Here is a 24,355-nt window from a genome sequence, read left to right on the forward strand (position 1 = left end):
TTTATTTATTTGGCTATAAAACAATGGAAGATTCTCCTGCAAATTGGGATGAATAGTTTGAAAATGTAGAAGAAGCTAAAGAATCAAGCAGGGACAAATATCAAGTAGAACCTACAGCTTGGCAGCAAATTCCCGACCCTATGGAAAATTGTCAGCATGATTGGATAGATCCAGTCAGAGTTAAAGGCCGGATATTGGCAAGCCTGGTTGGGGAACATGGGAGAAATTTAAAAATGGAAAGTGGATAGATTTACTTTAAACATTGTTTAAACTCTCCCGCCAGCTTGTAGCTGGCGGTTTTAAATAAAGTCAAGTTTTCAACTTGACGGCAAGCTGAAAGCTTGCTCGTATGGCTTATCACCAGTTACGCTTCGCTAAACTGGCGACAGTTAGAATAAGTAAGAGCTATAATTACATTAACTTACGGTGGGTTTAAACCCACCGCTATGTAAAGGAGTAAAAACGTCATCTCAACTTCTTCCGTATTTCTTACCAACTACCGCTTATTATTAACCTAAACCTTGCCCATGTTTCTTGCACCGTTTGAGCAACTAAAGCGAAAACCAGCTTTCGAGCGGAAAGAGCGGAACGCCGAGGAGTTATTATTCCAAATTTTATTCGATGACCACGGCGCGTACCTGGAAACGGTAAACCGCAACTTACGAGTTATTGCCGCCGATTACCGGCAATACAGCGGACCGGTGCGGGAGGTGTTGCGGGCCTTGGAAACCATTCAGCAGAAAAACAGCTTTGTCATTGACTGGGAAAAGAACCCCGATCAGGTATACCTTGCCGATTACGATTTTTTGCTGTGGCAACTGCGTGAGTGCAGTAACCTGGTAAATGAGCAAGGTAAAAATTTGCTGTTCGCGCCCGGCGAAGGAAAGATAATCGTGCGGCTGGAAGGTGAAAGTCCGCTACAAGGCCAGGTAATTCTGCAACACGAAAATCAGGAATTTACCAACTGGCAACTTATTAGCGAGAGTTACTTATTAAGCGAGAACCAAATTTACCAGGTAAAGCCGTTGGGCAGTAATTTTAAACATTTACCCTTGTTTCAGGCCTCAGTTCCGGTTCCGGATGTAGAAAAATACCTGTCGCTGCTTTTTTCATCTTTCCCGGAGGTAATGGTCCAGTACCGCGACTACCAAACCGTTACGCTTCCCGAACCCCTGCCGCCGCAGCCTACGCTTATTTTTGAAAAAATCGACGAAAATAATGCTTTGTATTTACGGGTAACGCAGGTGTTGCCCAACTTCGACGTGGATTTTCTGGAACAATACGAAGTAGATAAAATCGTGAACCTGAATGACCTGGAAAATACGATCAGCGTGCGGCCGGTGGCCTACCAACCTTACGCCGATTTAGTGAACGAGGTGGTAAGCCTGGTAACCGGTAAAACCAAATCCAAAAAAGCCCTGCATAGTTTTTACCAGGAAGACAACCTGCTCGTAATTCCGGAGCCAATTGCCCGTGATTTTTTGCGCAACCAGTTGCCGTATTTGCTGCACAAGTACCAACTATTCGGGGCCGAAAAATTAAAATCGTACAAAATAGCGGCGGTAAAGCCCAAGCTGCTGCTCATGCTCCGTTCCAGCATTGATTTTCTGGAAGGCGATGCTTCGCTGGAACTACAAGGGCAAAAGTTTTCGCTCTTCGACGTGATTCAGCAATACCACAAAAACCGCTACATCCAGCTTTCCGATGGTACGCAGGCCATTCTCAACGAAAAATACATTCAACGCCTGGAACGGCTGTTTAAAAAGAAAAAAGACAAAGTAAAGCTGTCGTTTTTTGATTTACCGCTCGTGGAAGAGCTACTCGAAGAAAAAATAGCCAACGAGTATTTCGCTCGGTCGCGCGACGTATTTCAGGGTTTTAACGACCTCAAAAAGAAAAAAGTAAAACTGCCCGCCGTGCAGGCGCAACTACGGCCTTACCAGGAACAAGGCTTTAAATGGTTACATTATTTGCACCAGCATCAACTCGGCGGCTGCCTCGCCGACGATATGGGTTTAGGTAAAACCCTGCAAGCTATTACCATGTTGTCCACGGTTTATCCGGCACAGCAGCAGCCTTCCTTAATTGTAATGCCCAAAAGTTTACTGTTTAACTGGGAAAACGAACTCCGCAAATTTAATCCCGCGCTTACTTCGTACACGTATTACGCCACTACCCGCGACCTGGCAGAAGCCGTAAAGCATCATTTAATTTTAACCACTTACGCCATTCTGCGCAACGATATCGAAAAATTTAAAGAACAAGCATTTTATTATACCATCCTGGATGAGTCGCAGAACGCTAAAAATTTAAATTCGCAAGTATCCAAAGCCGTGCTGCTACTGAACGGGCAACACCGGTTGGCCCTGAGCGGTACGCCCGTGGAAAATAATTTAACCGAGTTGTACACTTTGTTCCGGTACCTGAACCCGGCTATGTTTGGCTCCGCCGACGAATTTAATCGCTATTACACTTTGCCCATTCAGCAAAACAGCGATAAAGAAGTAGCGGCCGAGCTCCGGCGCAAGGTTTACCCTTTTATTTTGCGCCGCCTAAAAAAAGACGTGATACAAGAACTGCCCAGTAAAATTGAGCAAACTTTGTTCGTGGAAATGGCGGAAGAGCAGCAACGGTTGTACGAAGAACGGCGGCGCTATTACCAAACTTTCCTGAAAAACCAAATCATCCAGGAAGGCATCCAAAAAGCGCAGTTTTTTATTTTACAAGCTTTAACGGAACTCCGGCAAATTGCTTCGGTGCCCGAAAGTAAAAGCGATAACCTGGTAAGCTCGGCCAAGCGCGAAGTTCTTTTGGAAAATATTCTGGATGCTGCCGCTAACGGCCACAAAATGCTGGTGTTTACCAATTTTTTGAACGGCATGGAGCTTATCGGGCAAGATTTAAACCAGGCCGGCATTGATTTCGTGGAAATGACGGGCTCCACCTCTACCCGCACCCGCCAGGAAAGAGTAACCCGTTTTCAGCAAGATCCGCAGTGCCGCGTTTTTCTGATGACGCTAAAAACCGGGGGCGTAGGCTTGAATTTAACGGCCGCCGATATGGTTTTTATCTTCGACCCGTGGTGGAATACCGCCGCCGAAAACCAAGCCATCGACCGCGCACACCGCATCGGCCAGGATAAAACCGTGTTCAGCTACCGCCTGATTACCAAAAATACCATCGAAGAAAAAATCATGCATTTACAGGAAAAGAAAAAAGAACTCTTCGCCAACATCATCGCCTCCGACAGCGCTTCCATTAAATCGCTCAGCGAAACGGACATTGAATTTATGCTGGGGGCTTGAAGGTTGCAGGTTGAGAAGTTGCAAGTTACAGGTTGCAGGTTGCAGGTTGAAAGGTTGGAAGGTTACTTTAAATTTTAAAAGATACCGCTGGCGCGAGCTTCCTCACTGTTAGGTGTAGAGTTCGCGTGAGCGGTCTCTACGCTCTTCCGGACTGCCAATCTCTGATTGGCGTTTATCAATAAAATTCTCTGCTACGCCAATCAGAGATTGGCAGTCCGGAAGAGCGTAGAGCGCTTTGCTAACTCTACGCACAACTAAATGGTAAGGTAGTAAGTTTTAAGTTATACGTTTTCAAAGTATGGTTTAGCAAGTACTTAGATTAAACAAAACGTACACTTGCTTCAGCCTCAGTATATATTTAATTAAATCAGAGGTATAACCAAAGTTTAATTTTTAAATAGCTACTAGCTTTTGAATGGCCATTAGCTAAAGCTAGTGGTTAAGAATTAAAGCGGGAGACAAGTCACTATTTACAGCTAACTCTAAAAATGCAGAAAATAATCCCGATAACCGGTAGAACGGAAATGCCCGATGAACTCAGCCCACGGGAGTTGCAGGAAGTGGTAAGTGCGGCTTATACCAAAGATAGTATTTATCCTTTTTTTAAAATTTTCCTACGCAGCTTTATTTTAAATAATGTTACGTTATGCCGCCAGTACCACGTGCCTTCTTACTCGCAAAAACCCAACCCGACTAAATCAGAGTTAATTGCCTGCCTGGTGCCGTTCTTTCAGCACGGCGAGTTGTTCCGGCAAATGCGAGCGGCTTTACCTGACCCGATGCCGGCGGTAGTAGATAAAATAATCTGGGAAGGTGGTCAGAATCACGAAAGCCTGGAAAAACATTTTAACACGAAAGTAGCCTACACCAACCAGGAACTCGAAACTTCTTATCCTAATGCTGTTACCGAACTGCATCCATTGTTCTGCCTTTTCCGCGACGATCCTACTGACCGGGATTATTCGTACTGGTATTCGGGGCGCAATTTTAAAAACGAAACCTCTTACCTGCATTTTTTGTATTTCCCGCGGCCCCTTAATGCCCGGCTTAAGAAATTTACGCCGGTTCCTTTCGGGTTCGACCTGATAGCAATATCGCTGCCGGAAAGTCCGGGCTTACAGGTTTATACCAACCACGATAGTTTGTTTTCGGAATTGCCAGTGGCCTTATCGTACGTACAGCAAGGGAAATTGAGCATTTCGGAATCGGGCTTATTAAACGTAGCATCGGTGAGTAAAATGCGAAAATACTGCGGCATTAAAGAATTTTACCCAGATAATGGCGATAAATACGCCGCCAGCATTCGCACCCGCTTTATTGCCGAAATGGTGCTGGCTTTAAATCGGAAAGGCTTTACTACTTACGACGATTCGGTAGCTTTTCTGAAACAAGGTTTCCAGCTCTACGAAAAGGCTCAGTTCTCGTCGGCAACCGTGCTTTTTCACCTGAAAGGCATAAACAAGGCAGATACCAATCCAGTGGTTAACCAAACCCTGTTTTCATTGCTGCAACAATTACCGCTGGGGCAGTGGGTGGCTGCCGATAACCTTCTGAACTATGCCTTGTACCGGGAACTACCTTTAGAATTAATACGCGATTACGTCGCGCATAACAACGTGTATTTTGAATCGGATGATACGTACGGGAAAACTAAAAAATATTTGTACCGGCCTTACTACCGAACCTTGCTTACCGAGCCGCTGCTGCGGGGTACTTTTTACTTATTTGCCACTTTTGGTTTGGTAGACCTGGCGTATGGCTTACCAGCCAACCCGGCAGCCGAAAAATTTAAAAAAAAGCATATCTCGGTATTCGATGGCTTGCAGGCGGTGCGCCTGACAGCTTTGGGCGCATACCTATGCGGCTTAACCCAAACCTACGAAGCGCCAGTAACGCCGCATGAAAAAATCTTATTAGACGAGCAGCATTTGTTTATTTCTTATACCGGAACTAATAAACCCCTCCTTACCATCCTGGAAAAAGTAGCCCGCAAAGCCGGCGAGCATTTGTTTAAGGTAGATTACGAAACCTTGCTGGGCGACTGCAACACCAGCCTGGAAGTAACGGCAAAATTAAACATGTTTAAGCAACTGCTTTCGGCAACCCCCCCACTAATTTGGCAGGAGTTTTTTGCGGCCATTCAGGAACGAAACGTAGCTTTACCTGCGCTTAATGCTAATTACCAGCTTTTTGAATTGCCCTCCAACAAAGAGTTAATACGCCTGGTAGCCAGCGATGCTTTCCTCAAAAAACACATCATCAAAGCGGAGATGTATCACGTTATTATCCCCAAAACCAGCATCAGCAAAGTAAAAAACTACCTGAAAAAGTTTGGGTTTTTAATTGATTTTAAGGAAGTAAGTTAAGTTATCGGTTAAAATTTTATGCCAGACAAAATCTTAAAATCCTAAATTTACCACCAGCAATTCCACTTGTAAGTCCTTCTCTTGCGGCAAGTACGAAAAACGTACACCTAAATTCAATAAAGTCCTGTTAAAACGCATAAAATTAAAATCGGTACTTAACTCCGCACCTACTGATTGGTATTCCCGGTTGGGCTGGTAAACCACTGCCTTACTTCTCCCCTGGCCGTAATCAAAAAATACATTGCCCCGCACCCGCTGGAAGTACAAAAAAGGCCCTAAAGCTAAATCGGGGTACCAGAGCGGTAAGCGGTACTGCACAAAACCACCCGTAAAGTTTTGGTGCGAGTGGTAACTATAGCCCCGCGGAAAAATGATGGTACTGGCAAACCGGTAATTTTCGACGTTTTGGTGCTGGTAATTACCGCCAATCTGGAAAGAATGATGCTTAAACAAACCCGGGAACGCCAGTTGCGCCGTCGTCGCGAATAAACCACTTTTGTAATCCCCGCCCAGGGGCGTATGGTAATAATTTACCGCCAGGCGCTGCTCAAACCGGCCGGCTAAATCGCGTTTGCTCCGGCTATGGCTGCGAACATAAGCCACATTGTAATGCAAATGACGCAGCGTTCCGTTTGCTTGCTCCGTTAAAGCAGTCCGGGGCCGCTCGTAATCCGAAATGCTGGTGACACTTGCGTCGGCGCCAAAAATTAAGGATTCTGAATAACGGGAGTGCGTTAAGATTAAGGGCACCTGAAAACCGGCCGTTACACTTTTTTCGCGCCAGCCATACGATAAGGTATCGTCTTCTACTTCGGCGCGTTGACCGATAGTGCCGGCTACGTTCAGAATGGGGTAAAAACCTTGGTAACTAACCCCGACTTGGCCCCGGCTGGTTTTCTCGTTGGCGTTGTAGGTATAAGCCGCTGTAGCTACGGTAGTACTGAGCAAATCCTGGGAATAAACAGTAGCCGTCCAGGTATTATTAACCGGGTCCCGGCCCGGCGACCAGCTATGCGGTTTAAATATTTTTTTAAATTTTGAATAATGCTGCACGGGATAAACCTGGTTAGGCACCTGCGTTAAAATGTCCGGGTTACCTTCATGCTCTACTACGGGCTGGTAGTATTGTATCCGGGTATCCGGCACTTGCTCCCGGGCTACCCAAGTGGCTGGCGTGTGCGGCATGCGCGCTACATTATACCCATATTTGGTAAAATCGTTGAAGATAATCTGCTGGCCGTCGTGGCTAATGGTAGCGTTAATGCCGGCAAACTGCCGGGAGGTTACCTGGTATTGCTGCCCGGTGGTTAGGTCCAGGGCAAACACATTTTCGATGCCGGTATAGGGCGCATTAAAGTACACGTAATTCCCTATTAGTATTGGGTGCCCGATGTTCTCGGTGGTAGGGGGCAGCACTTCGGTAAAAACCTCCGTTTCGGTGTTAAATAAACTAATGGTCCGCTGGCCATTGGCGGTGCGGAGCAATACAATGTTTTTACCGTCCGGGGACCAGCGGGGCATCGAGAGAAAATCGTTTTGCGGCGCGGCTATTCTTTTTAATTCATTCCCGGTAGCCGCATCCAGAATAACCAGCGCGTATTCGTTTTTTAAAGAAGCCTCGATGGCCACTATTTTACTGGCATCCGGCGAAAAGGCGGGGGCGGCTAAGCGGGTTTTGCGCTGTAAAACCTGCTGTTTACCGGTAGTAATATCATAAGTTTTTAAAACCGAATACGTTCTTACCTGCCAGCGCGGATCAAACGCATACTCCGACCACACAATTTTATTCTGCGCCACCGATAACATGGCGTTACCATTTAACGGACCCGGCGTAAATAATTTTTCTTCGGAACCATCGGTTTTAACTTTTACAAACTGCGGGTAATCGCCCAAGCCGGATTTAAGCACAACTACGCTACCATCCGGGAGTTCCTGCGGAAACTCGTAGTTGGTGTAAACAGAATCTGTTCGTTTAGTGATGGTAGTAGCTGGAGTAAGTTTAATTTGGTTCACCTGTCCGGTCCAGAGCGAATCGAGTTCGTGTTGCATGCGGCGGTAGTTGGCGGGCAAGCTGTAACCACTTTCGTAGCGCAACGACGACGAAAACACAAAAGGAACAAAGAACCGACTCGCCGCCTGGTCTATTACGCCGCTCCAAAAATCGGCCCCGTAATGTCGCCGGCCGTAAGTTACAAAGTGGTAGCCTAATACGTAATGGTTGGGTACCGGATCTTTAAAAGACCCTAGATGTTGCTTGTTGTACGAGTACTGGCGGCCGCTGAGTAAATTGGTGCGGAACAGTAAATCAAAATCCGGGGTGCGGCCCCGGCCGCTACGGGTAAAAGCGGTTTCGGTACTTACGGCATCGCCTTCCCAAAACCAGTTCGGGATAGAAATATTATTCGCGATGGACAGGCCATATTCGCCGCCTAAATAATACATTAATTTCGTGGCACTTTGCCGGGCTTTGTCGTATTGTACCACGTGCCGGAACTCGTGTACCGCTAATAAATCGAGCCAGCGGTTAGTGCCCAGCAAGGTGTAATCCTGGGGCGGCATGGTGTAAAACTCCGACCGGCGCGGCGCCAGCGTTACAAAGCCGTTAGAAATAGCGTTGCGGTTCTGCAAAATTAAAGGCAAGCGGCGCGGCTCTTTCTTTAGGGTACGCGACAAAGGGGCGTGTAAGTACTGTAGGGTGTTGGCCACTTTTTGCGCCTGGTCTTCGAAACCTTCCGGGAAAATTACCTGAAACTTTTCGGTGTTGATTTGCCGCCACGACACATCGGGCGGGTTGGTTTCCAGTTGCGCCTGGACCGTATAATTTAAAAACAGGGAAATAAATAAAAGCAATACCTTGCGCTTCGGCGAAAAAAGCAACGTACTAGTATGCATAAAAAAAGGATTGAGTAAGTTTAAAATTTTAAAATTATCGGGATATTGGCGACAGTTCTTCCTCGAAATCAGGATTAAGTACTACTTGTCCCGAAACAGGAAAGCCGCAAGCGGAAGATAATATTTTATTTCTATTTTACAGAATGGCCGTATTTTGCCCGGCGTAAGAAAGAAGACATGGTATTGGATGTTAAATTTTTTAAAAAATTAATTTACGGCATAAAAGTATTTGATTGCATCAACCCAGCACATAAGTAGTTCAACTTAATTTTATCCGGAACCTTAAAAAACAAGTATTTTTAAATTTTTAGAATAAATATGGCTCACCCGGTTACTGCGCCTCCTATAACTTCCCGCTTGCTGGCTTGGCTTTGCCAACCCGTCGATAACAGTCCCCTGATTATTTTCCGGTTGTTCTTTGGTTTGTTACTGGCTTTGGAGGCCAGCGGGGCTATTGCCACCGGTTGGGTAAAACATAATTTAATCGATCCCACGGTACAATTACCATTTATCGGTTTTGAATGGCTGCAGCCTTTACCCGGCAACGGCATGTATTTTTACTACGGTTTCATGTCGGTACTCGGGTTGCTCATTATGGTGGGCGCTTATTACCGCGTGAGTTTAGCGGCTTATACCCTTATGTGGTGGGCTACTTACCTGATGCAGAAAGCCAGTTATAACAACCATTATTACTTTATTATTCTGCTTGGTTTTTTAATGCTGCTGGTGCCGGCAAACGCTTACGCTGCCTGGGATGTGCGCCGGAAACCCGGAATAAAATCCTTAACCTGCCCGCGGTGGTGCCTGGCTATTTTTGCCGCCCAAATTGGCCTGGTGTATACCTTTGCCTCCATTGCCAAAATGTACCCCGATTGGGTGCAGGCCATGCCGATTAAACTGTGGTTCAGTGTAAAGGCGCACTACCCTATTATCGGGCCGTGGCTGCAAAACCATCTTTTACAGGTGTTTATCGCTTACGGCGGCATCTTGTTCGATTTACTGATTACCCCCTTTTTACTGTGGCGCCGAACCCGCAAGTGGGCCTTTATTACCTCGCTTTTCTTTCATTTATTTAATTCGGCGGTATTTCAGGTGGGCGTTTTTCCATACATCGCTATTGCGTTATCGGTATTCTTTTTTAATCCCGAAACCGTCCGACGCATATTTTTAAAAAAAAAGCCGCAACTATCCGGAAACGGTAAGTTAAGTCTGCCGGAAACAGAAATTACCCGTACGCCACCTGTTCTTTATTTACTCGCCGTTTATTTTCTAATCCAGTTAATTTTACCAGTGCGGCATTGGTTTATTCTGGGCGACGTGCACTGGACCGAAGAAGGACACCGCATGGCCTGGCAAATGATGATGCGCGCGAAAACCGGCACTATATCCTTTGAAGTGCGCGACCCGGTTACCCATCAAAGCCAAACCGTTTACCCTAACCAATTTCTTACCAGCAAACAAGCCAGCGTTATCGCCGTGCGGCCCGATTTAATCTGGCAGTTTGCGCAATTTTTAAAAAAACACTACCAGCAGCAAGGCTACCAGCAAGTGCAGGTTTTTGCCCACGCGCAAGCCAGCCTCAACGGTCGGCCGTACCAGCCGTTTATTGATTCTAAAACCGACTTAGCCGCGGTACCCTGGCAGCCTTTTCAACACGCCGACTGGATATTACCTTATACCCCATAAATAAACTTACCCGTACTTGCTTACGCGCTCATGAAACCTAACTCTTTTATCTTATCCTGTCTAACTATTGCTTTTACTGTAGCGGCTGCTCCAATTTTCAGTTTTGCTCAAACCATTATAAAATCAGATCCGGTTATCAACCAAATGGTGCAGGAAGTTTCGGCGCAGAACCTGGAAAATACCGTCCGGAAACTGGTCAGCTTCGAAACGCGGCATTCGTTAAGTTCTACTACCGATAAAAAGCGCGGCATTGGCGCTGCCCGGAATTGGGTAGAAAGCGAGTTTCAAAAAGCGGCTGCTGCTTCTAACGGCCGATTAACGGTAACCCAGGATAAGTACGTGATCAAAGCGGATGGGCGCCGGATTCCGGTGGATGTAGAAATGGCGAATGTAATGGCTACTTTAAAAGGTACCGACCCCACCGATAACCGGGTGTTTATTGTTTCGGGACATATTGATAGCCGCAACACCGATGTAATGGATGTAAAAGGCAAAGCCCCGGGCGCGAACGATGATGGTTCGGGCGTAGCCGCCGTAGTGGAACTGGCCCGCGTAATGGCTACGCGTTCTTTTCCGGCTACAATTATTTTTGTGGCGGTGCAAGGCGAAGAACAAGGTTTGTACGGCGCCAAGCATTTAGCCGACCGGGCCAAAAAAGAAAACTGGAACTTGGTAGCCATGCTCAACAACGACATGATCGGCAATTCTTTATCCGATGAAACCAACCTGCGCGATAATACGCACGTCCGGATTTTTAGCGAAGGCGTACCCGCTCTGGAAACCGAAGAAATGGCTGCTTTACGTAAAAGTATTGGTGGCGAAAACGACAGCCGCAGTCGCCAGTTAGCGCGCTATTTAAAAGAAATGAGCGAGCGCTATGTGCCGCAATTAGAAGTAGTACTTAACTACCGCACCGACCGCTTTTTGCGGGGCGGCGACCATACGCCATTCAGCCAGGCTGGTTTTACCGCCGTGCGCATTTGCGAAATGAACGAAAATTACCAGCACCAGCACCAAAACGTTCGCACCAAAAACAACATTGCCTACGGCGACTTTCCCGAACACATTGACTACGATTACTTACGTAAAAACACGGCCCTGAATTTAGCCACTTTAGCCAGTTTAGCCGCTGCCCCGGCTTCGCCCGAAAACGTGGGAGTGGTAACCAGTAACCTTACCAACCAAACCGAGCTGCGCTGGCAGACGCCAACTACCGGTAAAAAACCCAATGGTTACTACATACTCATGCGGGAAACCGCTATGCCCATGTGGCAAAAGAAAATTTACGTAAACGACACGAAAGCCCTGCTCCCCTACTCCAAAGACAATTACTTCTTCGCGGTACAAGCCGTAGATAGCGAAGGTCACGAAAGTTTACCAGTAATGCCTAAGCCAATCCGATAGAATAATTATACGGAAGTTTCACAAGTCATAAATAAACTATAAAAATAAGCTGATCTTAGATTCGGGAAGAACAATGTGAAATTTAAATTCGTAAATTCATATCATGATAATAGAACGGACTGATAACGAAATAATACTCCGGTTGCCTTCTAATATTGACCCTATTGGCTTACAACGTATTATTAATTATTTACAATATAAAGAAGCAACTGCCAGCAGTGAAGCAACCGAAGAAGTAGCTAATAATCTCGCTGATGAATCTAAAAAAAGATGGTGGACCGAAAATAAACATCGGTTCCTTAAATGAATATTGTCGTTGATACCAATATTGTATTTAGTGCTTTACTAAATGCTAATGGTCTTATTGGTGAATTACTCTTAAATTCCCAAAACGAATTTCAATTCTATTCGCCTGAGTTAATGACAGAGGAAATCCTACGATACTCTGAATAAATTGATGAAAGCTTCAAAATTAACGGAAAGTCAATTCTCTCAATCTTCTTACCGGATATTCACCTCCATTGAGCTTATTTCTGAAGAAGTAATATCTACTAGTTCGTGGAAAAAAGCATTAGAGTTTACTGCCAGTATAGATGAAGATGATACACCATTTGTGGCCTTAGCCCTAGAGATAAATGGATTATTGTGGACCGGCGACAAGAAATTACTTAAAGGATTAACGGAAAAAGGATTGCAGAATGTTTTATCCACGCAAGACTTATTCCAACTCCGGCGAAAACTTTAACTATAACTGCAGCACGGCCCAGTAAACCCCTTTTACAACTTCGCCCATTTTCGCAAAGTCTAAAGTATCAATGGTATCGGAAACCTGGTGGTAGTTCGGGTTGCGGTAAAACGACGTATTGGTAATCATCACGGCGGGGTAACCGTTAGCCCAATAATTTAAATGGTCCGAAAAATCAACCCCTGGAATAGAAGAAGGCGCGTTTAACGACTGCACATCAATGGTGCTGCCAGCCAGCATGAACTTTTTTACGTGCGCTACCAACTGATTTTGGTTTAAATCGCCGACTACCGAAATAAAATTAGCTTTATCAGGATAAATGGCATCCATGCCGGGTACCGGGTACCGCTGCGAACCTTTTTCCTCGGAGTAGTAACCAATCATTTCGAGACAGATCATTGCTTTTACCGTTACGCCTTGTTTTTTTAAAAATTTAGCGTGTACGGCACTGCCCATCGATTCGGTTTTAAAAAAAGGTGGCTCCTCCAGGCAAAAAGATGCTAAATCGATGCGGTATTTTAAATTAGCTTCTTCGGTGTGTAAAAGCCGGGCCAGTTCCAGTAAGCCGGCCACCCCGCTGGCATTATCGTCGGCGCCGGGTTGGTTCCCGCACACGTCGTAATGCGCTCCCAGAATAATGCGTTCGCCGGTGGAAGGACCCAGGGTACAAATAACGTTTTTATACGTTTGCCCACTCACTAGAAACTCCTGGTAACTTACCCGGTCGCTTATTTTTTAAATTCCTGATAAATGTAAGTGGCCGCCAGCTCTATACCTGCCTGATTAAAGGCTTGCCGGGCCGGTTCTATCCGGGTCAGATATTGGACATCGTTGTAAAGCCGGTCACGGGATACGGCAATTGTGGGAACAGTCTTCATCTTCTTACTAAAAACAGGATTAAAAACTACATAAGCGCTTATCAACCCAATACCCGTAAAAATTGCCAGTAAAATCAGCGCTTTTTTCATGGGCTGTAGCTAATAGCTTTAAAGTTAGCAGGTTTATAACGGGTGAAAGTTTGATTGGTTAAGCTTTTACCTGGGTTTATAAGAGCTTTTTCTGTTAAGCTTTTCAAGTCTCCGGGCACAGGTGCTTTCTAGTTTGATCAGGCTGAGGTTGCCGGTGCCGGCTGGCGCATAAACCCCTTTACCCTAAAGGGTACCTCCCCTAAAAACAGGGGAGGAGAGGCTGCTACTACTTTTTCATTCCTTTCCTCGCTCCGTTGCGGAATACTACTGTGCAGAACCGGAACCCAAAGTTCTCAGAATCTAAAAGGCACTTCTAAGTCAGAATAATGCCAGTTTAGAGTAGCGACACTTTATTTTGACATAACTAGAAGTAATGAAGCTTTGAATGAAGTAGTTCGTACTTACGATTTATTAATTTTAATAAGCTTTTCTTATTCCTGGTCTTCAGAAGAAAACTATTCTGCTACGTAGCCAAATAGGTTCCTCCTGAATGACCGCATTTTTTAAATTTTGACGGCTATGCAACAAACAGCTTTAGCCCATTGCAGGAATCAACTCTAAACTGTTTTGTCATTCTCATTTTAAAATCATTAGTAAATGGTAGTTGGTAAATGTAAAAAGCAGCCTCTCCTTCCCTGTTTTTAGGGAAGGTGCCCTTTAGGGCGGAAGGGTTGATACCTGAGCAATGAAACTGTTTCACTCAGAAACCAAAACAACAGCCATCGCTAGGTCAATAAAAAATTTAAAAAATCAATCAAAATACGCTTCTTTCCCCGGATCATCCAGATACTCAAAAAGCATTTGAACCTGCGACGGCGTGTTGCGCTCCAGCGATAGTTCCGGCAAGTTCGTCCGGTCGAAAAAGCCGACACCTTGCGTTTCCATGCCTTGCTGCAGCGAACCACCAGTAACCTCGCACAGTATAAAAATCTTGTAAGTATGGTACGGCGACGGGGGATGCGGATGGTGTTTTTTATCGAGTACCGCCAGCAGCCGAACGGGCTTTACCTCTAAGCCGGCTTCTTCCTGGGTTTCTTTCACCGCTACTTCAGCCGCCGAATAACCCACGTCGGCCCAGCCGCCGGGCAGCGACCAGCAATTATCAATTTTTTCGTGCACCAGCAAAATCTTGTTGGCCTCAAATACGACGGCGCGCACATCTACCTTCGGGGTTTGGTAACCGGTTTCGTTGGTAAATAAGTTTTTAATTTTTTCTGGGTTTTCGCCGGATAGCTCCTGCATGATCTGCACGCTGATGGCGCTTAATTCTTCGTACCGCTCGGTGTCGTAACCGTTTACGGCGTAGGTTAAACCGGCTTGCGCAATGGCCTGCACGCGTTTCGCAAAGGCCAGCCACTTATCTGTTGTTTCGGATGGTGCCATAAAAATAAAATCAACAAAGCGGCTTAGTGGCCGCTGAGCAATAAGTTTTTTAATTCGTTAATGCTTAACTCCGTAAAATCATCGATAACTAAATCGGTGTGGCTTAATTCTTCGGCGGTGTGGGTGGTGGTAATGCCCACTACTTTCATTTCGGCCTTCTGACCGGCTTCTACGCCTACTGTGGAGTCTTCCATTACAATGCAATTAGCCGGTTCTACGTGCAGTAACTCGGCGGCCCGTAAATAAATCTGCGGATCGGGTTTGCCTTTAGTTACCTGGGTAGCATCTACCACGGCATCAAAATAAGAACGGGTATTGGTGGCATCCAGAATAAAATTGATGTTACTGATGGGCGCATTAGAAGCTAAGGCAATGGGAACACCAGCATTTTTAAGTTCTTCTAAAAAAGCTTGCAAGCCGCCGGTTAATTCTACGTGGTCGCGGTAAATATCCCGGAATAAGGCTTCTTTTTCTTCGCTTAAATCGGTTAGCTGATCGCTGGTAAAGTTGTTGCCGTTGGCGAAGGCTTTGTCCTGCATAAATAATTGCAGGGCGTCGCGGTTGGTGCGGCCATAAATGTAATAGCTTAAATCTTTGCCTTCTAAATGAAGCTGGTGCTTTTCCGCAAATTTTTCCCAGGCTTGTAAGTGGTACGGGTTCGTATCGCAGATCACACCGTCCATATCAAATAATACTGCTAATTCTTTCTTCATTTTACGTATTGGTGGCTATACTTAGCCGATTTCTTAAAGTCGTGATCATACGGATTTAAGCCATAAAAGTCGGTTTATTTCCAGAAGTAAACTTCTTTATTACAAAATAAATCTTAAAGTAAAGCTAGTTTTTATGAAGCGGTGGTTTCTCTACTGGCTTTATTTTTAAAAATTCTGCTGCAAAACTATCCGGGCTTCTTACAATTTAAAAAGCATAGCATAAAATTTTTTCGCAACAAAATGGTACCTCAGTAACCAGAAACGGTTTAATAATAAATAAAAAAAGCTGCTCCGGTAAAATGGAGCAGCTTTACAGTAGGAACCTGTAATATCTTATTTACTTTTTACGGCTTTTATTAAATCTTTGGCATCCTTGCCGGCTTCTAGGGCCAAGTACTCGGCTTGTAAACTTTTAATTTTTAATTCGTCGTTGGTAGAAATAGAAGTGGTAATTTCTTGTTTCCGGTTGTTCAGTTGCCGGTAAACGTAGTCGGTGTAATCCCAGTCGTTCTGGTCCCAGTTGTGTTTTTTAGCCCGGACCATGCCCATAAAAACCAGATAAGCTTCGCATACATTAGTAGCATTTATACTATTTAAATTCTGATATTCGCCCAGTAACTGTTTCTGGCGTTTTTTAATTTCACCGGCCTGCAAAGGCTTGCTGGTACGTTCTTTATTTTGTGCTTCCCACGCTTTGTATTTGGCTTTTGTTGCCAGGTACTCGGCTTTTGCATCTTTCGATAAACTATCCAGGCCTTTCTCTAAATGAGCGGTTTTGCGCTTAAACTCAGCTTGTATCTCGGGTAGATTTTCGTTGGTAGCCGAATCTACTTTGTTGGCTTTCTGGTTTACCCAATCTTTAAATTTTTTTAATTCTTTCACGGCATTGGTATTTCCCCGGACTACCAGAATGGTATCCCGGGAATCTTGCTGGTCGACTCCGGCGCTGGCCGTAGAGGCTTCTTCTGCCTCGATGGTTCGCCGGGATTCACACGCGGACAGGGCGGTTCCGAGCGTAAAAAAAAGTAACAGGAAAGGCGCTGATTTATTCAATAATTTCATAGTTGGTGCGTTCATCAGTATATAAACTGCCATTGGAGTATTTTGGTATATACGTAATTTAGCCCCGGAAAGTCTAGGCTTTAGTTAAGGTAAGTAAATAGCTATTTACCAGCAAAATAACCGGTACTAGCATTCTGTCAGGATAAAACAGGTTGGCAGAAATATTGCATCTAACAGGTACATGCCCGATTAGAAAAAAAGCAGATTTTACCCGCTTCTATTCATTGATTAAGGACATTTTTAGAAGAAAAATAACGGTTACTGGTTCCTATAAAACATGAAAAAATTCTGGCAGAAAATAGCATACGTACTGGCGCTTACCGTGCCATTATTGCCGCTTCCCGATACGGCGACAGCGGCCCACCCACATGTTCTTTCCAACGCGGCTCCGGCGGTAAACCCCGCAGGAGCGCGCGATATTATTAAAGAAATTATTGACGTAGTAGGCTTAAAGCCGCGGTTTGAAGTACGCGAATCAACGGAAGTACCCAATGCAGCGGCGGTTATTTACAACGGTAAACGCTATATTCTGTACAACGCGCAGTTTGTGGCTTCGGTTAACAATGCGGTTAAAACCGACTGGGCGGCTGTTAGTATTCTGGCGCACGAAATAGGTCATCATTTAAACGGTCATACTTTAATCCGGGGTGGTAGCAACCCGACTGATGAACTGGAAGCCGACGAGTTTTCGGGGTTTGTGCTTCGGAAAATGGGCGCTACTTTACCGCAAGCGCAAGCCGCCATTGCGGCCTTAACCGACGAAAGTTATTCGGCTACCCACCCGGGCCGCTCGTCGCGGTTAACGGCCATTAGTACCGGTTGGCAAAACGCCAATGGTCAGATTGTAGCCAGCGCCAAACCCAATACCAAAGCAACTCCGCCGGTAATTGCGCAAGCCGAAGATCCGGAGCAACCAGTAGCTACCCGGCCGGTAGTACGCAAACAAGCCACGGCGGCCGGCCTGGATAGCCGTTCTATTTTGGGAAAAGTTACGTTTGAGGCGGCGCCCCGGGAACAGTTTTACGTGACTACACGTTATAATCTCGTACGTGTTACTGATGAGGGCATAGAAGTAGTTGGTAAACTTTCCCGTACGAATAACTCCGAAGTACCTTTTGTTTTTGAAAGCGATTATTTTCAGTCGCTGTATTTAACCCAGGAGGGGATGATTGTAAACCGTCGTGGACAAAAAGTGGGTTACGTGAGTTAGCATTAAGATTTTTTAAATTTTTTACTTTCCTGTTTTCTTGTTTCTTTGTTTGTAAGCCCTTGCCGGTAACCTTTGGCAAGGGCTTTTTACGTATAGTAAGTTATGGGTGCTTTATTAAAAAATTATTACTTAAATACACGATATGAAGGCTACATAGGTTTTTGTAAAGGTTGATCCTATTTAAGGTTTATAATTGTCCCAATATTCTCTGGGTGTAACAATTTTAGTATATTCGAATTCAGTTATTGTAAAATCAAGCGTATTTCCTGTTATTAAATAATCAGCTGAACTTACCGCTGCTAACTCTAAAAATTTATTATCACTTGTATCCGTTAAAACTTCTACTTTCCGGTTAGTTTGATAGAATGATGACAAATCTTTTAATTTAGCTAATACTACTTCTGCTTTAATTTTGAACGCATAAATTCTACTAAATTTTTCCCTTCCAAGTACCTCAATATACTCTGTAAAAATTTCGGTTAAAAGGCAGGGGTTCACTAATTGTTTAAAAACTAAATTATACAAAATTTTGGTTGGTACAGAGTTAGAAATTAGTGCTGATACAATCACATTTGTGTCAAGGATGATTTTTTGCATCGCGTACTGCTTTTATTTCTGCATTAATCTCATCTAAAGTCATTTCAGACAATCCGGCTTCCTGCGCGATCTCATTACATTCTATTAAGGCTTTCCTGGCATATTCCAGGTTTACTTTTTCAATCAAGTCCGAAAACTTGATTTCTTGCCCGTTTCCTAGATCGTACTTTTGAAAGTCGGTTTCACTTACTTTTATTTGGATGATTCTCATTTGATCTTTAATTCAAATTTCTCTTCTAGTCTAAACTATTTTCTTAACTCTTGTTAACTTTTTGTATTATTTCTCTTTATCGTTGTCCTTAGTAAATAAATTTAGCTGCTGTTTTTCTCCTTCTTTCTTCTGTCTATGTCGCCGACCCTCTGGTGTTTCTATCGGTTTATCATTTTCAAAGTAGTTATTAACTCTAGTAACCTCAAAGCTTGTTATTCTTTCTACTCCTTCATTGTCTATTTTTTTGTGTACTACTAAATGGCAATTTATTGCAGTTCCATTTTTAAATTTGATTTCACCTACCTGAACTAGTGTTTTAAATTCTTTAGATTTCATTGAAAATGGAATTGGCTCACCATTATAAATCCCCATCCATTTATAATTCCCTTTTTTTAGTACAGGTGAGATGATTTCAATGACAGCGTTATCGATTTCGGTTGGCTCTAGTTCATCACTAACTAAAATAAATTCTTTGAAGCTTCTTCGATAGACGACTTGTTCATTATATCGTTCCTTTTTGTTACTATCAGAAACTAAAAATGAAACTTTTTCAACTTTAGGATACTTTTCAAGTACTTCATAAAAGTTTGATTTCTTTTTCTTAATTACACTATTTTCTTCTAATTGTTGACTATTCTTACTTATTTCCTGTCTTAACTTTTCAATTTCAAGCTTCAGTTTTTCTTTTTCGAGTTTATTTATCTCAGGATCTTCAAAAAATTTTTCTATTAGCTTTTCTGTCGCCTTGCTGATAGACGTTGTTATTGGCGTAACAATTATACTTGTCAAAAAAGCTACGATTAATGCGACCGTAATTGTCGCTTTTTTGTTTTCATCTTTAGCTGCAACTTTAAACCATCTTCTAAGTCCGCCATCAGCTAAAGGTTCTGTTTCAATAATAATAACTATCTTAAATACCGATGCAATTTCTCGAATTATTCCTAAGAACTCATATTCACACTTGTTCTGAACAACAGCGTCCATTAAATGAGTATTGTCTGTAAACCAATTATGAAGTTCTATTGTCCTACGGTCAATTATTGATATTTCATTTTCAATACCCATTTTTTATTCAAACCTGTTGTTAGAGGTAATCGTCTTAATACTTCTACAGCCAATGAAGAGCTTAACTTCATATGGCATAAGTATTTAATATAGCAGTGCCTACTTTTAATTACGTAAGCTCTTATATGTTATACATCAGGCCATGTTGTGGTAAACAGCTTGCACGTCATCGTCTTCCTCAATCTTCTCAATTAAAGCTTCAATTTCTTCGGCTTGCTCGTCGTTTAGCTCGGTGCGGGTGTTGGGGATGCGTTGTAATTCAGCGCTGGTAACCGGTAAACCTTTTTCTTCCAGGGCTTTTTGCATGGCCCCGAAATCGGTAAAAGCAGTTTCCACAATTATTTCGCCTTCGTGCTCGTAAATATCTTCGGCGCCATAATCAATTAAATCCAGTTCCAGTTCTTCTGTATCTAAACCTTCGGCGGGTAACCGGAAAATGCCTTTGCGGGTAAATATAAAATCCAGGGAACCGGTTTTGCCTAAGGTGCCGCCCGCGCGGGATAAATATACCCGGATGTTGGCTACCGTACGGTTGATATTATCGGTAGCCGTTTCTATCAGAATGGCAATGCCATGGGGGCCGTAGCCTTCGTATACTACTTCTTCGTAATCTTTTTCTTCTTTGCTCGAGGCTCGCTTAATGGCCGCCTCTACCCGGTCTTTGGGCATGTTTACGCCTTTCGCGTTTTGAATAGCGGTACGCAAACGCGCGTTTGCATCCGGGTTGGGGCCATTTTCTTTTACGGCCATTACGATCTCTTTGCCTAAGCGCGAGAACGCTTTCGACATTTTATCCCAACGTTTAAACTTACGGGCTTTTCTAAATTCAAATGCTCTTCCCATAGTAATTTATAATCTAATGTTTTTGTTCTTTTGGCTGAATGTTAAAAGAAGCAAGTTACACTTCTTTCGGGTTATGGAGCAAGTAAGTTTTAAGTTAGAAGGTTGGAAAGTTAAAAGGTTGAAAAGTTGCCAAGTTGTAGTTTTAACCTATTTTCCGCTGCGTATTATAACAATTCCTTCATAGAACTACTGATTTTACCGATCAGATCGCTAAAATTACTCCGAAGAAAATTTTATCGGTGCTGGGTGAGCCGTTGAAACCGGCCAGAATATACCCAACACCCACCCCACTATACTCGCCAGCAAACCATACAACAGCGGATTAATGGTAGTATCGAGCCACAAAGCCCCTAACCAAACCACCATGCCGGCTACCATCGAAATAATGGCGGCTAATGATGATACGCGTTTGGTATATAAACCCGCTACCAACGGCACAAACAACGACACCAAACTTAAAGCCGACGACGAACTTACCAATTCGTAAATGTTACTTTTTAACAAAGCCATGATTAACCCCACGCCCGACACCAGCAACACGCAAACCCGCGACAAAAGCAAAAGTTGTTTATCGGTGATTTTAGTAAAATAAGGCTTAAAAATATTCTCGCTGAGGATAGCCGCGGGCGCCAGAATAGCCCCGCTTGCCGTACTGATAATAGCCGAAATTAAAGCGCCGAAAAACAAAATTTTAACCCACAACGAGGTAGAATGCAGAATCAGGCCGGGCAACAATAATTGGGTATCGCCTTGAAGCAATGTTGGCTGCAGGACCTTGGCATATAAAACCAGAATGAGCGGCAGCAAAGCAATGGTTAAGTAAAGACCAGCCGCCGCTAAAGAAGAGTACACCGCCGTTTGCTCCGACTTAGCCGACATAACCCGCTGAAATACGTCTTGCTGCGGAATAGAACCTAAGCCAATGGTAAGCCAGAGGGCCAGGTAATTGAGCCAGGTAGTAAAAGAATTTTGCGGCGGTATAAAGTCGAAAAAATGCGGCGGCACCGTGCGGAGTACGTCCTGCACCGGCACTTTGTCCACAATATTAATGGTAACGAAAATTAAGCCGCCAATAATCATAATGGTTTGCAGAAAGTCGGTAATCGATACCGACCACATACCCCCCATGTACGTATAAATAATAACGGCTACGGAGCCCAGAATAATACCCAACGTGATAGACAGCCCGGAAATTAAATTTAAAATAATGCCCAGCGCTACCATTTGCGCCGCCACCCAGCCAAAATACGAGATCACCAGAAAAAACGAAGCTACCAGTTCGGTGGTGCGGTTAAAATACAACCGGTAAAAATCACCGAAAGTAAGCAGGTTAAGCCGGTAAAGCTTTTTAGCAAAGAACAATCCTACCAGAACCAGACACAGCGCGGCGCCAAACGGATCTTCAATTACGCCCAGTAGACCATTTTCGGCAAACTCCGAAGAGGCGCCTAAAACGGTTTCGGAACCAAACCAGGTTGCAAACACTACAGCCGTAGAAATGTAAAAAGGCAATTGCCGTCCGGCCAGTAAAAAATCGCTGGTGTTTTGTACCCGGCGTGCCGCCCATACGCCGATAAATACATTGATTAATAAGTATAACCCGATAAATAACAGTAGCATTTTAAAAAATAGCTGGCAAGAAAAGTATGTACGGCCGTAAATTACAGATTATTGGGAGCAAATACTTTCCTGCTTTTACCATTGCTCTGTTTCCTAAAGGTGAGCATAATTTAATTTAAAATTTTCGGGTGCTTACTTCATCTAGGTAAAGCTTTGATAATGACTATACTTCAGCTTTGCTAACCGTTCAGCAACTCGTTTATGTCACAAAAAAGCGCCAAAATATCCATTAACACTTTGCGAAAGTAAGCCGTATAGCTGAAACATACCAAAATGATTGGACAACACTAAACCATAAAACTATGAGCAAATTAAAAAATTTAGATGATCTCTTTCAACACGAGATTAAAGACTTGTACAGCGCCGAGAAACAATTAATTCAGGCGTTACCTAAAATGGCCGAATCGGCTACTGACCCGAAATTAAAGCAACAGTTTGAACAACACCTGGAACAAACCAAAGCCCAGAAAGAACGCATCGAGAAAGTATGCGAGTTGTTAGGCATTTCGCCGGGCCGCATGAAGTGTGAAGCCATGGAAGGTTTGATTAAAGAAGGTCAGGAATTAATTGCCGAAGATGCTGATCCGGAAGTAAAAGATGCCGGCCTGATTGCCAGCGCCCAGCGCATCGAGCATTACGAAATTTCGGGTTATGGTACCGCTGTTCATTATGCCGAGCGTTTAGGCCATGCCGAAGCCCAACAGTTATTAAGCGAAACGTTAAAAGAAGAACAAACCGCGGATACCTTATTAAATAAACTGGCGAAAGGTTATATCAACCAAAAAGCCATGTAGTAAATGCTTTTTGACTGCTTAAAAGAACCTGCCTAAAGCAGGTTCTTTTATTTAGGATCTATTGACAAGTTCAAAAGCCAGCAGCAACTGGTTTTTTTAAATTTTTGCCTTTTATGGGCAGTAAAGTGCTCAGCCGGACAAGTTAATAACTTTAACTGCTCAATATGAGTACCTATAGTTCGGCTTTACCGAAGCCCATTGGTACATCTGTAAACATAACTTATATAATCATGGAAAAGAAAGAACCGCAGGATAACAAAATAAAAGACGAACAAACCCAAACTACCAACAGCCAATTAACCGGCTCCGACGATGATAAAGTAAAGCGAAATCTAACAGGAACCGGCGCAAGTAAATCCGACGAAAATTGGGACCAGGAGCAGCAACAGGAAGACGAAAGAGACCTGGAAGACCGCGACACCAATGATGGTGATGCTAACACGGAGAATAATTTTTAATTAAGCAGGAGCAGTCTGGTTTAGGCGCTACTATAATAAACTTTACTGCTCCTTTTCTTTCTCCCACAAAAATAATTTAAAAATTTTTGCTTTAAATAGTACTAAAAAAGTTAGGATGCAAAACTGCTTCTTAAGCGTAGCACTTGGCTTTCAAATTCTTTCGCAACCATCTTTTTACCTATTTTGCGGCAAAAAACAGTATTTTACAAATAAGTTTATTCATTTATTTAGAACCTTGATATAGTTAAAAAAGAAAAGTTCAAGAAAAAAATGGAATAAACTAAATCTTAAACTTGCGCGTTTAAGATTGATTACCAATGAAATTAGTGTCCAACTAACTTTTTAAACATGTTAAGATACAAAATCGATGGTATTTTCTTCTTATTTATTTCTTTAGTTACGTTCCCGCACCTCGTGTCCTACTCAAAGGAAGAAAAGCCAACTTATTCTACCACTTACCATTTTGAGAGCCTTCTTGATAGAGCCAACTCCTTTAAATCAACCCGGATTACTACTGCCAAAAAAACCCTCCAAAAAAAGAAAACGGCGCCTGTTGAAGAATTACACATCACCCATGTTACGGCTTCTGTTTATTTCCCCGAAGAAGCGCAAACTGATTCTTCTCCCTTAATTACCGCCGATGGTTCGCGTATCAACGAAATTCACCCCAAAAAACATAAATGGATTGCAGTATCGCGCAATTTGCTTACCCGTTGGGGCGGCCACATTGAATTTGGCGATAAAGTAAAAGTAAGCGGCATTTCGGACCGCCTGGATGGCATATACGTGGTCCGCGATACTATGAAAAAACGGCTCCGGAACCGCATTGATATTTTAGTAGGTCCCAACGATAAGGTAATGGGCCGCTGGAACGATGTAAAGCTTACTAAGCTCTAATTCAACTTCTGCCTGGGAGCAGTTACTTTTTTCTTTAGTATTGCTATAATTTAGTTTTATAGCGTAAAACCTTATTCCGGTTACATAACAGTAGTTGTTGTGTAATAAGCAGCCTGGCCTTTGTTGCCATCAGGGC

Annotated in this window: 22 protein-coding genes; 11 read left to right on the forward strand and 11 right to left on the reverse strand. The window is 43.7% G+C overall.

Going from position 1 to position 24,355, the window contains the following annotated elements; all coding sequences use genetic code 11:
- Positions 1 to 527 precede the first annotated feature (527 nt).
- Both AHMF7616_RS20675 and AHMF7616_RS20680 read left to right on the forward strand, forming a co-directional pair.
- Positions 528 to 3,305 carry a DEAD/DEAH box helicase gene (locus AHMF7616_RS20675; RefSeq protein WP_115374616.1) on the forward strand — a complete coding sequence of 926 codons (2,778 nt, stop codon included), beginning with the start codon at positions 528 to 530 and terminating at the stop codon, positions 3,303 to 3,305.
- Between the two features lie 488 nt (positions 3,306 to 3,793).
- On the forward strand, positions 3,794 to 5,671 hold the full coding sequence (locus AHMF7616_RS20680; protein ID WP_115374617.1) for a hypothetical protein: 1,878 nt from the start codon (positions 3,794 to 3,796) through the stop codon (positions 5,669 to 5,671).
- Positions 5,672 to 5,704: 33 nt separating this feature from the next.
- Here the strand turns inward: AHMF7616_RS20680 and AHMF7616_RS20685 are convergent, their stop codons facing one another.
- Positions 5,705 to 8,563 carry a BamA/TamA family outer membrane protein gene (locus AHMF7616_RS20685; protein ID WP_115374618.1) on the reverse strand — a complete coding sequence of 953 codons (2,859 nt, stop codon included), beginning with the start codon at positions 8,561 to 8,563 and terminating at the stop codon, positions 5,705 to 5,707.
- Positions 8,564 to 8,881: 318 nt separating this feature from the next.
- Between AHMF7616_RS20685 and AHMF7616_RS20690 the strand changes: the two genes are divergently transcribed.
- The 5 genes from AHMF7616_RS20690 to AHMF7616_RS20710 all read left to right on the forward strand — a co-directional run bounded on the left by AHMF7616_RS20690 (position 8,882) and on the right by AHMF7616_RS20710 (position 12,398).
- Positions 8,882 to 10,249, forward strand: coding sequence for an HTTM domain-containing protein (locus tag AHMF7616_RS20690; RefSeq protein WP_115374619.1), 1,368 nt, complete (start codon positions 8,882 to 8,884; stop codon positions 10,247 to 10,249).
- A 30-nt stretch (positions 10,250 to 10,279) separates the two neighbouring features.
- Positions 10,280 to 11,653: a M20/M25/M40 family metallo-hydrolase gene (locus AHMF7616_RS20695; RefSeq protein WP_115374620.1), complete on the forward strand. Its 1,374-nt coding sequence runs from the start codon at positions 10,280 to 10,282 to the stop codon at positions 11,651 to 11,653.
- 103 nt (positions 11,654 to 11,756) lie between these two features.
- Complete coding sequence (locus tag AHMF7616_RS20700) at positions 11,757 to 11,960, forward strand: hypothetical protein (RefSeq protein ID WP_115374621.1); 204 nt, start codon at positions 11,757 to 11,759, stop codon at positions 11,958 to 11,960.
- Entirely contained in the window at positions 11,957 to 12,106 is a 150-nt protein-coding gene (locus AHMF7616_RS27965) for a PIN domain-containing protein (protein WP_115374622.1), read from the forward strand. The genes AHMF7616_RS20700 and AHMF7616_RS27965 overlap by 4 nt, the downstream gene beginning before the upstream one ends.
- Positions 12,107 to 12,110: 4 nt before the next feature.
- Positions 12,111 to 12,398 carry a PIN domain-containing protein gene (locus tag AHMF7616_RS20710; RefSeq protein ID WP_147275744.1) on the forward strand — a complete coding sequence of 96 codons (288 nt, stop codon included), beginning with the start codon at positions 12,111 to 12,113 and terminating at the stop codon, positions 12,396 to 12,398.
- Here the strand turns inward: AHMF7616_RS20710 and AHMF7616_RS20715 are convergent, their stop codons facing one another.
- From AHMF7616_RS20715 to AHMF7616_RS20730, 5 genes are all read right to left on the reverse strand, one after another.
- Positions 12,399 to 13,097, reverse strand: coding sequence for a M28 family peptidase (locus AHMF7616_RS20715; RefSeq protein ID WP_233507680.1), 699 nt, complete (start codon positions 13,095 to 13,097; stop codon positions 12,399 to 12,401).
- 29 nt (positions 13,098 to 13,126) lie between these two features.
- Entirely contained in the window at positions 13,127 to 13,366 is a 240-nt protein-coding gene (locus AHMF7616_RS27275) for a hypothetical protein (RefSeq protein ID WP_233507682.1), read from the reverse strand.
- A 750-nt stretch (positions 13,367 to 14,116) separates the two neighbouring features.
- Positions 14,117 to 14,749: an NUDIX hydrolase gene (locus tag AHMF7616_RS20720; RefSeq protein WP_115374624.1), complete on the reverse strand. Its 633-nt coding sequence runs from the start codon at positions 14,747 to 14,749 to the stop codon at positions 14,117 to 14,119.
- A 23-nt stretch (positions 14,750 to 14,772) separates the two neighbouring features.
- Positions 14,773 to 15,462 carry an HAD family hydrolase gene (locus AHMF7616_RS20725; RefSeq protein ID WP_115374625.1) on the reverse strand — a complete coding sequence of 230 codons (690 nt, stop codon included), beginning with the start codon at positions 15,460 to 15,462 and terminating at the stop codon, positions 14,773 to 14,775.
- 333 nt (positions 15,463 to 15,795) lie between these two features.
- The gene (locus AHMF7616_RS20730; RefSeq protein WP_115374626.1) at positions 15,796 to 16,524 is read right to left on the reverse strand and encodes a hypothetical protein; all 729 of its coding nucleotides are present in this window, start codon (positions 16,522 to 16,524) and stop codon (positions 15,796 to 15,798) included.
- Positions 16,525 to 16,801: 277 nt separating this feature from the next.
- Here AHMF7616_RS20730 and AHMF7616_RS20735 point away from each other — a divergent pair, with 277 nt between their 5' ends.
- On the forward strand, positions 16,802 to 17,734 hold the full coding sequence (locus tag AHMF7616_RS20735) for a M48 family metalloprotease (RefSeq protein ID WP_233507684.1): 933 nt from the start codon (positions 16,802 to 16,804) through the stop codon (positions 17,732 to 17,734).
- A gap of 180 nt (positions 17,735 to 17,914) precedes the next feature.
- Here AHMF7616_RS20735 and AHMF7616_RS20740 read toward each other — a convergent pair whose 3' ends face one another.
- The 5 genes from AHMF7616_RS20740 to AHMF7616_RS20760 form a co-directional block, all read right to left on the reverse strand.
- A complete protein-coding gene (locus tag AHMF7616_RS20740) occupies positions 17,915 to 18,331 on the reverse strand; it encodes a putative toxin-antitoxin system toxin component, PIN family (RefSeq protein ID WP_115374627.1) in 417 nt (138 codons plus the stop codon).
- The gene (locus tag AHMF7616_RS20745) at positions 18,312 to 18,542 is read right to left on the reverse strand and encodes a hypothetical protein (protein WP_115374628.1); all 231 of its coding nucleotides are present in this window, start codon (positions 18,540 to 18,542) and stop codon (positions 18,312 to 18,314) included. The genes AHMF7616_RS20740 and AHMF7616_RS20745 overlap by 20 nt, the downstream gene beginning before the upstream one ends.
- 66 nt (positions 18,543 to 18,608) lie before the next feature.
- Positions 18,609 to 19,607, reverse strand: coding sequence for a hypothetical protein (locus AHMF7616_RS20750; protein WP_115374629.1), 999 nt, complete (start codon positions 19,605 to 19,607; stop codon positions 18,609 to 18,611).
- A 135-nt stretch (positions 19,608 to 19,742) separates the two neighbouring features.
- A complete protein-coding gene (locus tag AHMF7616_RS20755) occupies positions 19,743 to 20,450 on the reverse strand; it encodes a YebC/PmpR family DNA-binding transcriptional regulator (RefSeq protein ID WP_115374630.1) in 708 nt (235 codons plus the stop codon).
- A 216-nt stretch (positions 20,451 to 20,666) separates the two neighbouring features.
- Positions 20,667 to 22,070: a high affinity choline transporter 1 gene (locus AHMF7616_RS20760; RefSeq protein WP_115374631.1), complete on the reverse strand. Its 1,404-nt coding sequence runs from the start codon at positions 22,068 to 22,070 to the stop codon at positions 20,667 to 20,669.
- Positions 22,071 to 22,372: 302 nt separating this feature from the next.
- Here AHMF7616_RS20760 and AHMF7616_RS20765 point away from each other — a divergent pair, with 302 nt between their 5' ends.
- The 3 genes from AHMF7616_RS20765 (at position 22,373) to AHMF7616_RS20775 (ending at position 24,219) form a co-directional block, all read left to right on the forward strand.
- A complete protein-coding gene (locus AHMF7616_RS20765; RefSeq protein WP_115374632.1) occupies positions 22,373 to 22,864 on the forward strand; it encodes a YciE/YciF ferroxidase family protein in 492 nt (163 codons plus the stop codon).
- Positions 22,865 to 23,028: 164 nt separating this feature from the next.
- Complete coding sequence (locus tag AHMF7616_RS20770) at positions 23,029 to 23,322, forward strand: hypothetical protein (RefSeq protein ID WP_115374633.1); 294 nt, start codon at positions 23,029 to 23,031, stop codon at positions 23,320 to 23,322.
- A 348-nt stretch (positions 23,323 to 23,670) separates the two neighbouring features.
- On the forward strand, positions 23,671 to 24,219 hold the full coding sequence (locus AHMF7616_RS20775; RefSeq protein ID WP_115374634.1) for an RlpA-like double-psi beta-barrel domain-containing protein: 549 nt from the start codon (positions 23,671 to 23,673) through the stop codon (positions 24,217 to 24,219).
- Positions 24,220 to 24,355 lie beyond the last annotated feature (136 nt).

Origin of the sequence: Adhaeribacter pallidiroseus, assembly GCF_003340495.1 — a bacterium.
Taxonomy (GTDB): domain Bacteria; phylum Bacteroidota; class Bacteroidia; order Cytophagales; family Hymenobacteraceae; genus Adhaeribacter; species Adhaeribacter pallidiroseus.

What these genes read in the sequence shown, in the direction of transcription:
- AHMF7616_RS20720 (WP_115374624.1), bottom strand. Translation starts at nt 14,749, where the DNA reads ATGGCACCATCCGAAACAACAGATAAGTGGCTGGCCTTTGCGAAACGC.
- AHMF7616_RS20755 (WP_115374630.1), bottom strand. Translation starts at nt 20,450, where the DNA reads ATGGGAAGAGCATTTGAATTTAGAAAAGCCCGTAAGTTTAAACGTTGG.
- AHMF7616_RS20740 (WP_115374627.1), bottom strand. Translation starts at nt 18,331, where the DNA reads ATGCAAAAAATCATCCTTGACACAAATGTGATTGTATCAGCACTAATT.
- AHMF7616_RS20675 (WP_115374616.1), top strand. Translation starts at nt 528, where the DNA reads ATGTTTCTTGCACCGTTTGAGCAACTAAAGCGAAAACCAGCTTTCGAG.
- AHMF7616_RS20685 (WP_115374618.1), bottom strand. Translation starts at nt 8,563, where the DNA reads ATGCATACTAGTACGTTGCTTTTTTCGCCGAAGCGCAAGGTATTGCTT.
- AHMF7616_RS20745 (WP_115374628.1), bottom strand. Translation starts at nt 18,542, where the DNA reads ATGAGAATCATCCAAATAAAAGTAAGTGAAACCGACTTTCAAAAGTAC.
- AHMF7616_RS20750 (WP_115374629.1), bottom strand. Translation starts at nt 19,607, where the DNA reads ATGGGTATTGAAAATGAAATATCAATAATTGACCGTAGGACAATAGAA.
- AHMF7616_RS20770 (WP_115374633.1), top strand. Translation starts at nt 23,029, where the DNA reads ATGAGTACCTATAGTTCGGCTTTACCGAAGCCCATTGGTACATCTGTA.
- AHMF7616_RS20735 (WP_233507684.1), top strand. Translation starts at nt 16,802, where the DNA reads ATGAAAAAATTCTGGCAGAAAATAGCATACGTACTGGCGCTTACCGTG.
- AHMF7616_RS27965 (WP_115374622.1), top strand. Translation starts at nt 11,957, where the DNA reads ATGAATATTGTCGTTGATACCAATATTGTATTTAGTGCTTTACTAAAT.
- AHMF7616_RS20760 (WP_115374631.1), bottom strand. Translation starts at nt 22,070, where the DNA reads ATGCTACTGTTATTTATCGGGTTATACTTATTAATCAATGTATTTATC.
- AHMF7616_RS20775 (WP_115374634.1), top strand. Translation starts at nt 23,671, where the DNA reads ATGTTAAGATACAAAATCGATGGTATTTTCTTCTTATTTATTTCTTTA.
- AHMF7616_RS20690 (WP_115374619.1), top strand. Translation starts at nt 8,882, where the DNA reads ATGGCTCACCCGGTTACTGCGCCTCCTATAACTTCCCGCTTGCTGGCT.
- AHMF7616_RS20680 (WP_115374617.1), top strand. Translation starts at nt 3,794, where the DNA reads ATGCAGAAAATAATCCCGATAACCGGTAGAACGGAAATGCCCGATGAA.
- AHMF7616_RS27275 (WP_233507682.1), bottom strand. Translation starts at nt 13,366, where the DNA reads ATGAAAAAAGCGCTGATTTTACTGGCAATTTTTACGGGTATTGGGTTG.
- AHMF7616_RS20700 (WP_115374621.1), top strand. Translation starts at nt 11,757, where the DNA reads ATGATAATAGAACGGACTGATAACGAAATAATACTCCGGTTGCCTTCT.
- AHMF7616_RS20710 (WP_147275744.1), top strand. Translation starts at nt 12,111, where the DNA reads ATGAAAGCTTCAAAATTAACGGAAAGTCAATTCTCTCAATCTTCTTAC.
- AHMF7616_RS20695 (WP_115374620.1), top strand. Translation starts at nt 10,280, where the DNA reads ATGAAACCTAACTCTTTTATCTTATCCTGTCTAACTATTGCTTTTACT.
- AHMF7616_RS20730 (WP_115374626.1), bottom strand. Translation starts at nt 16,524, where the DNA reads ATGAAATTATTGAATAAATCAGCGCCTTTCCTGTTACTTTTTTTTACG.
- AHMF7616_RS20725 (WP_115374625.1), bottom strand. Translation starts at nt 15,462, where the DNA reads ATGAAGAAAGAATTAGCAGTATTATTTGATATGGACGGTGTGATCTGC.
- AHMF7616_RS20765 (WP_115374632.1), top strand. Translation starts at nt 22,373, where the DNA reads ATGAGCAAATTAAAAAATTTAGATGATCTCTTTCAACACGAGATTAAA.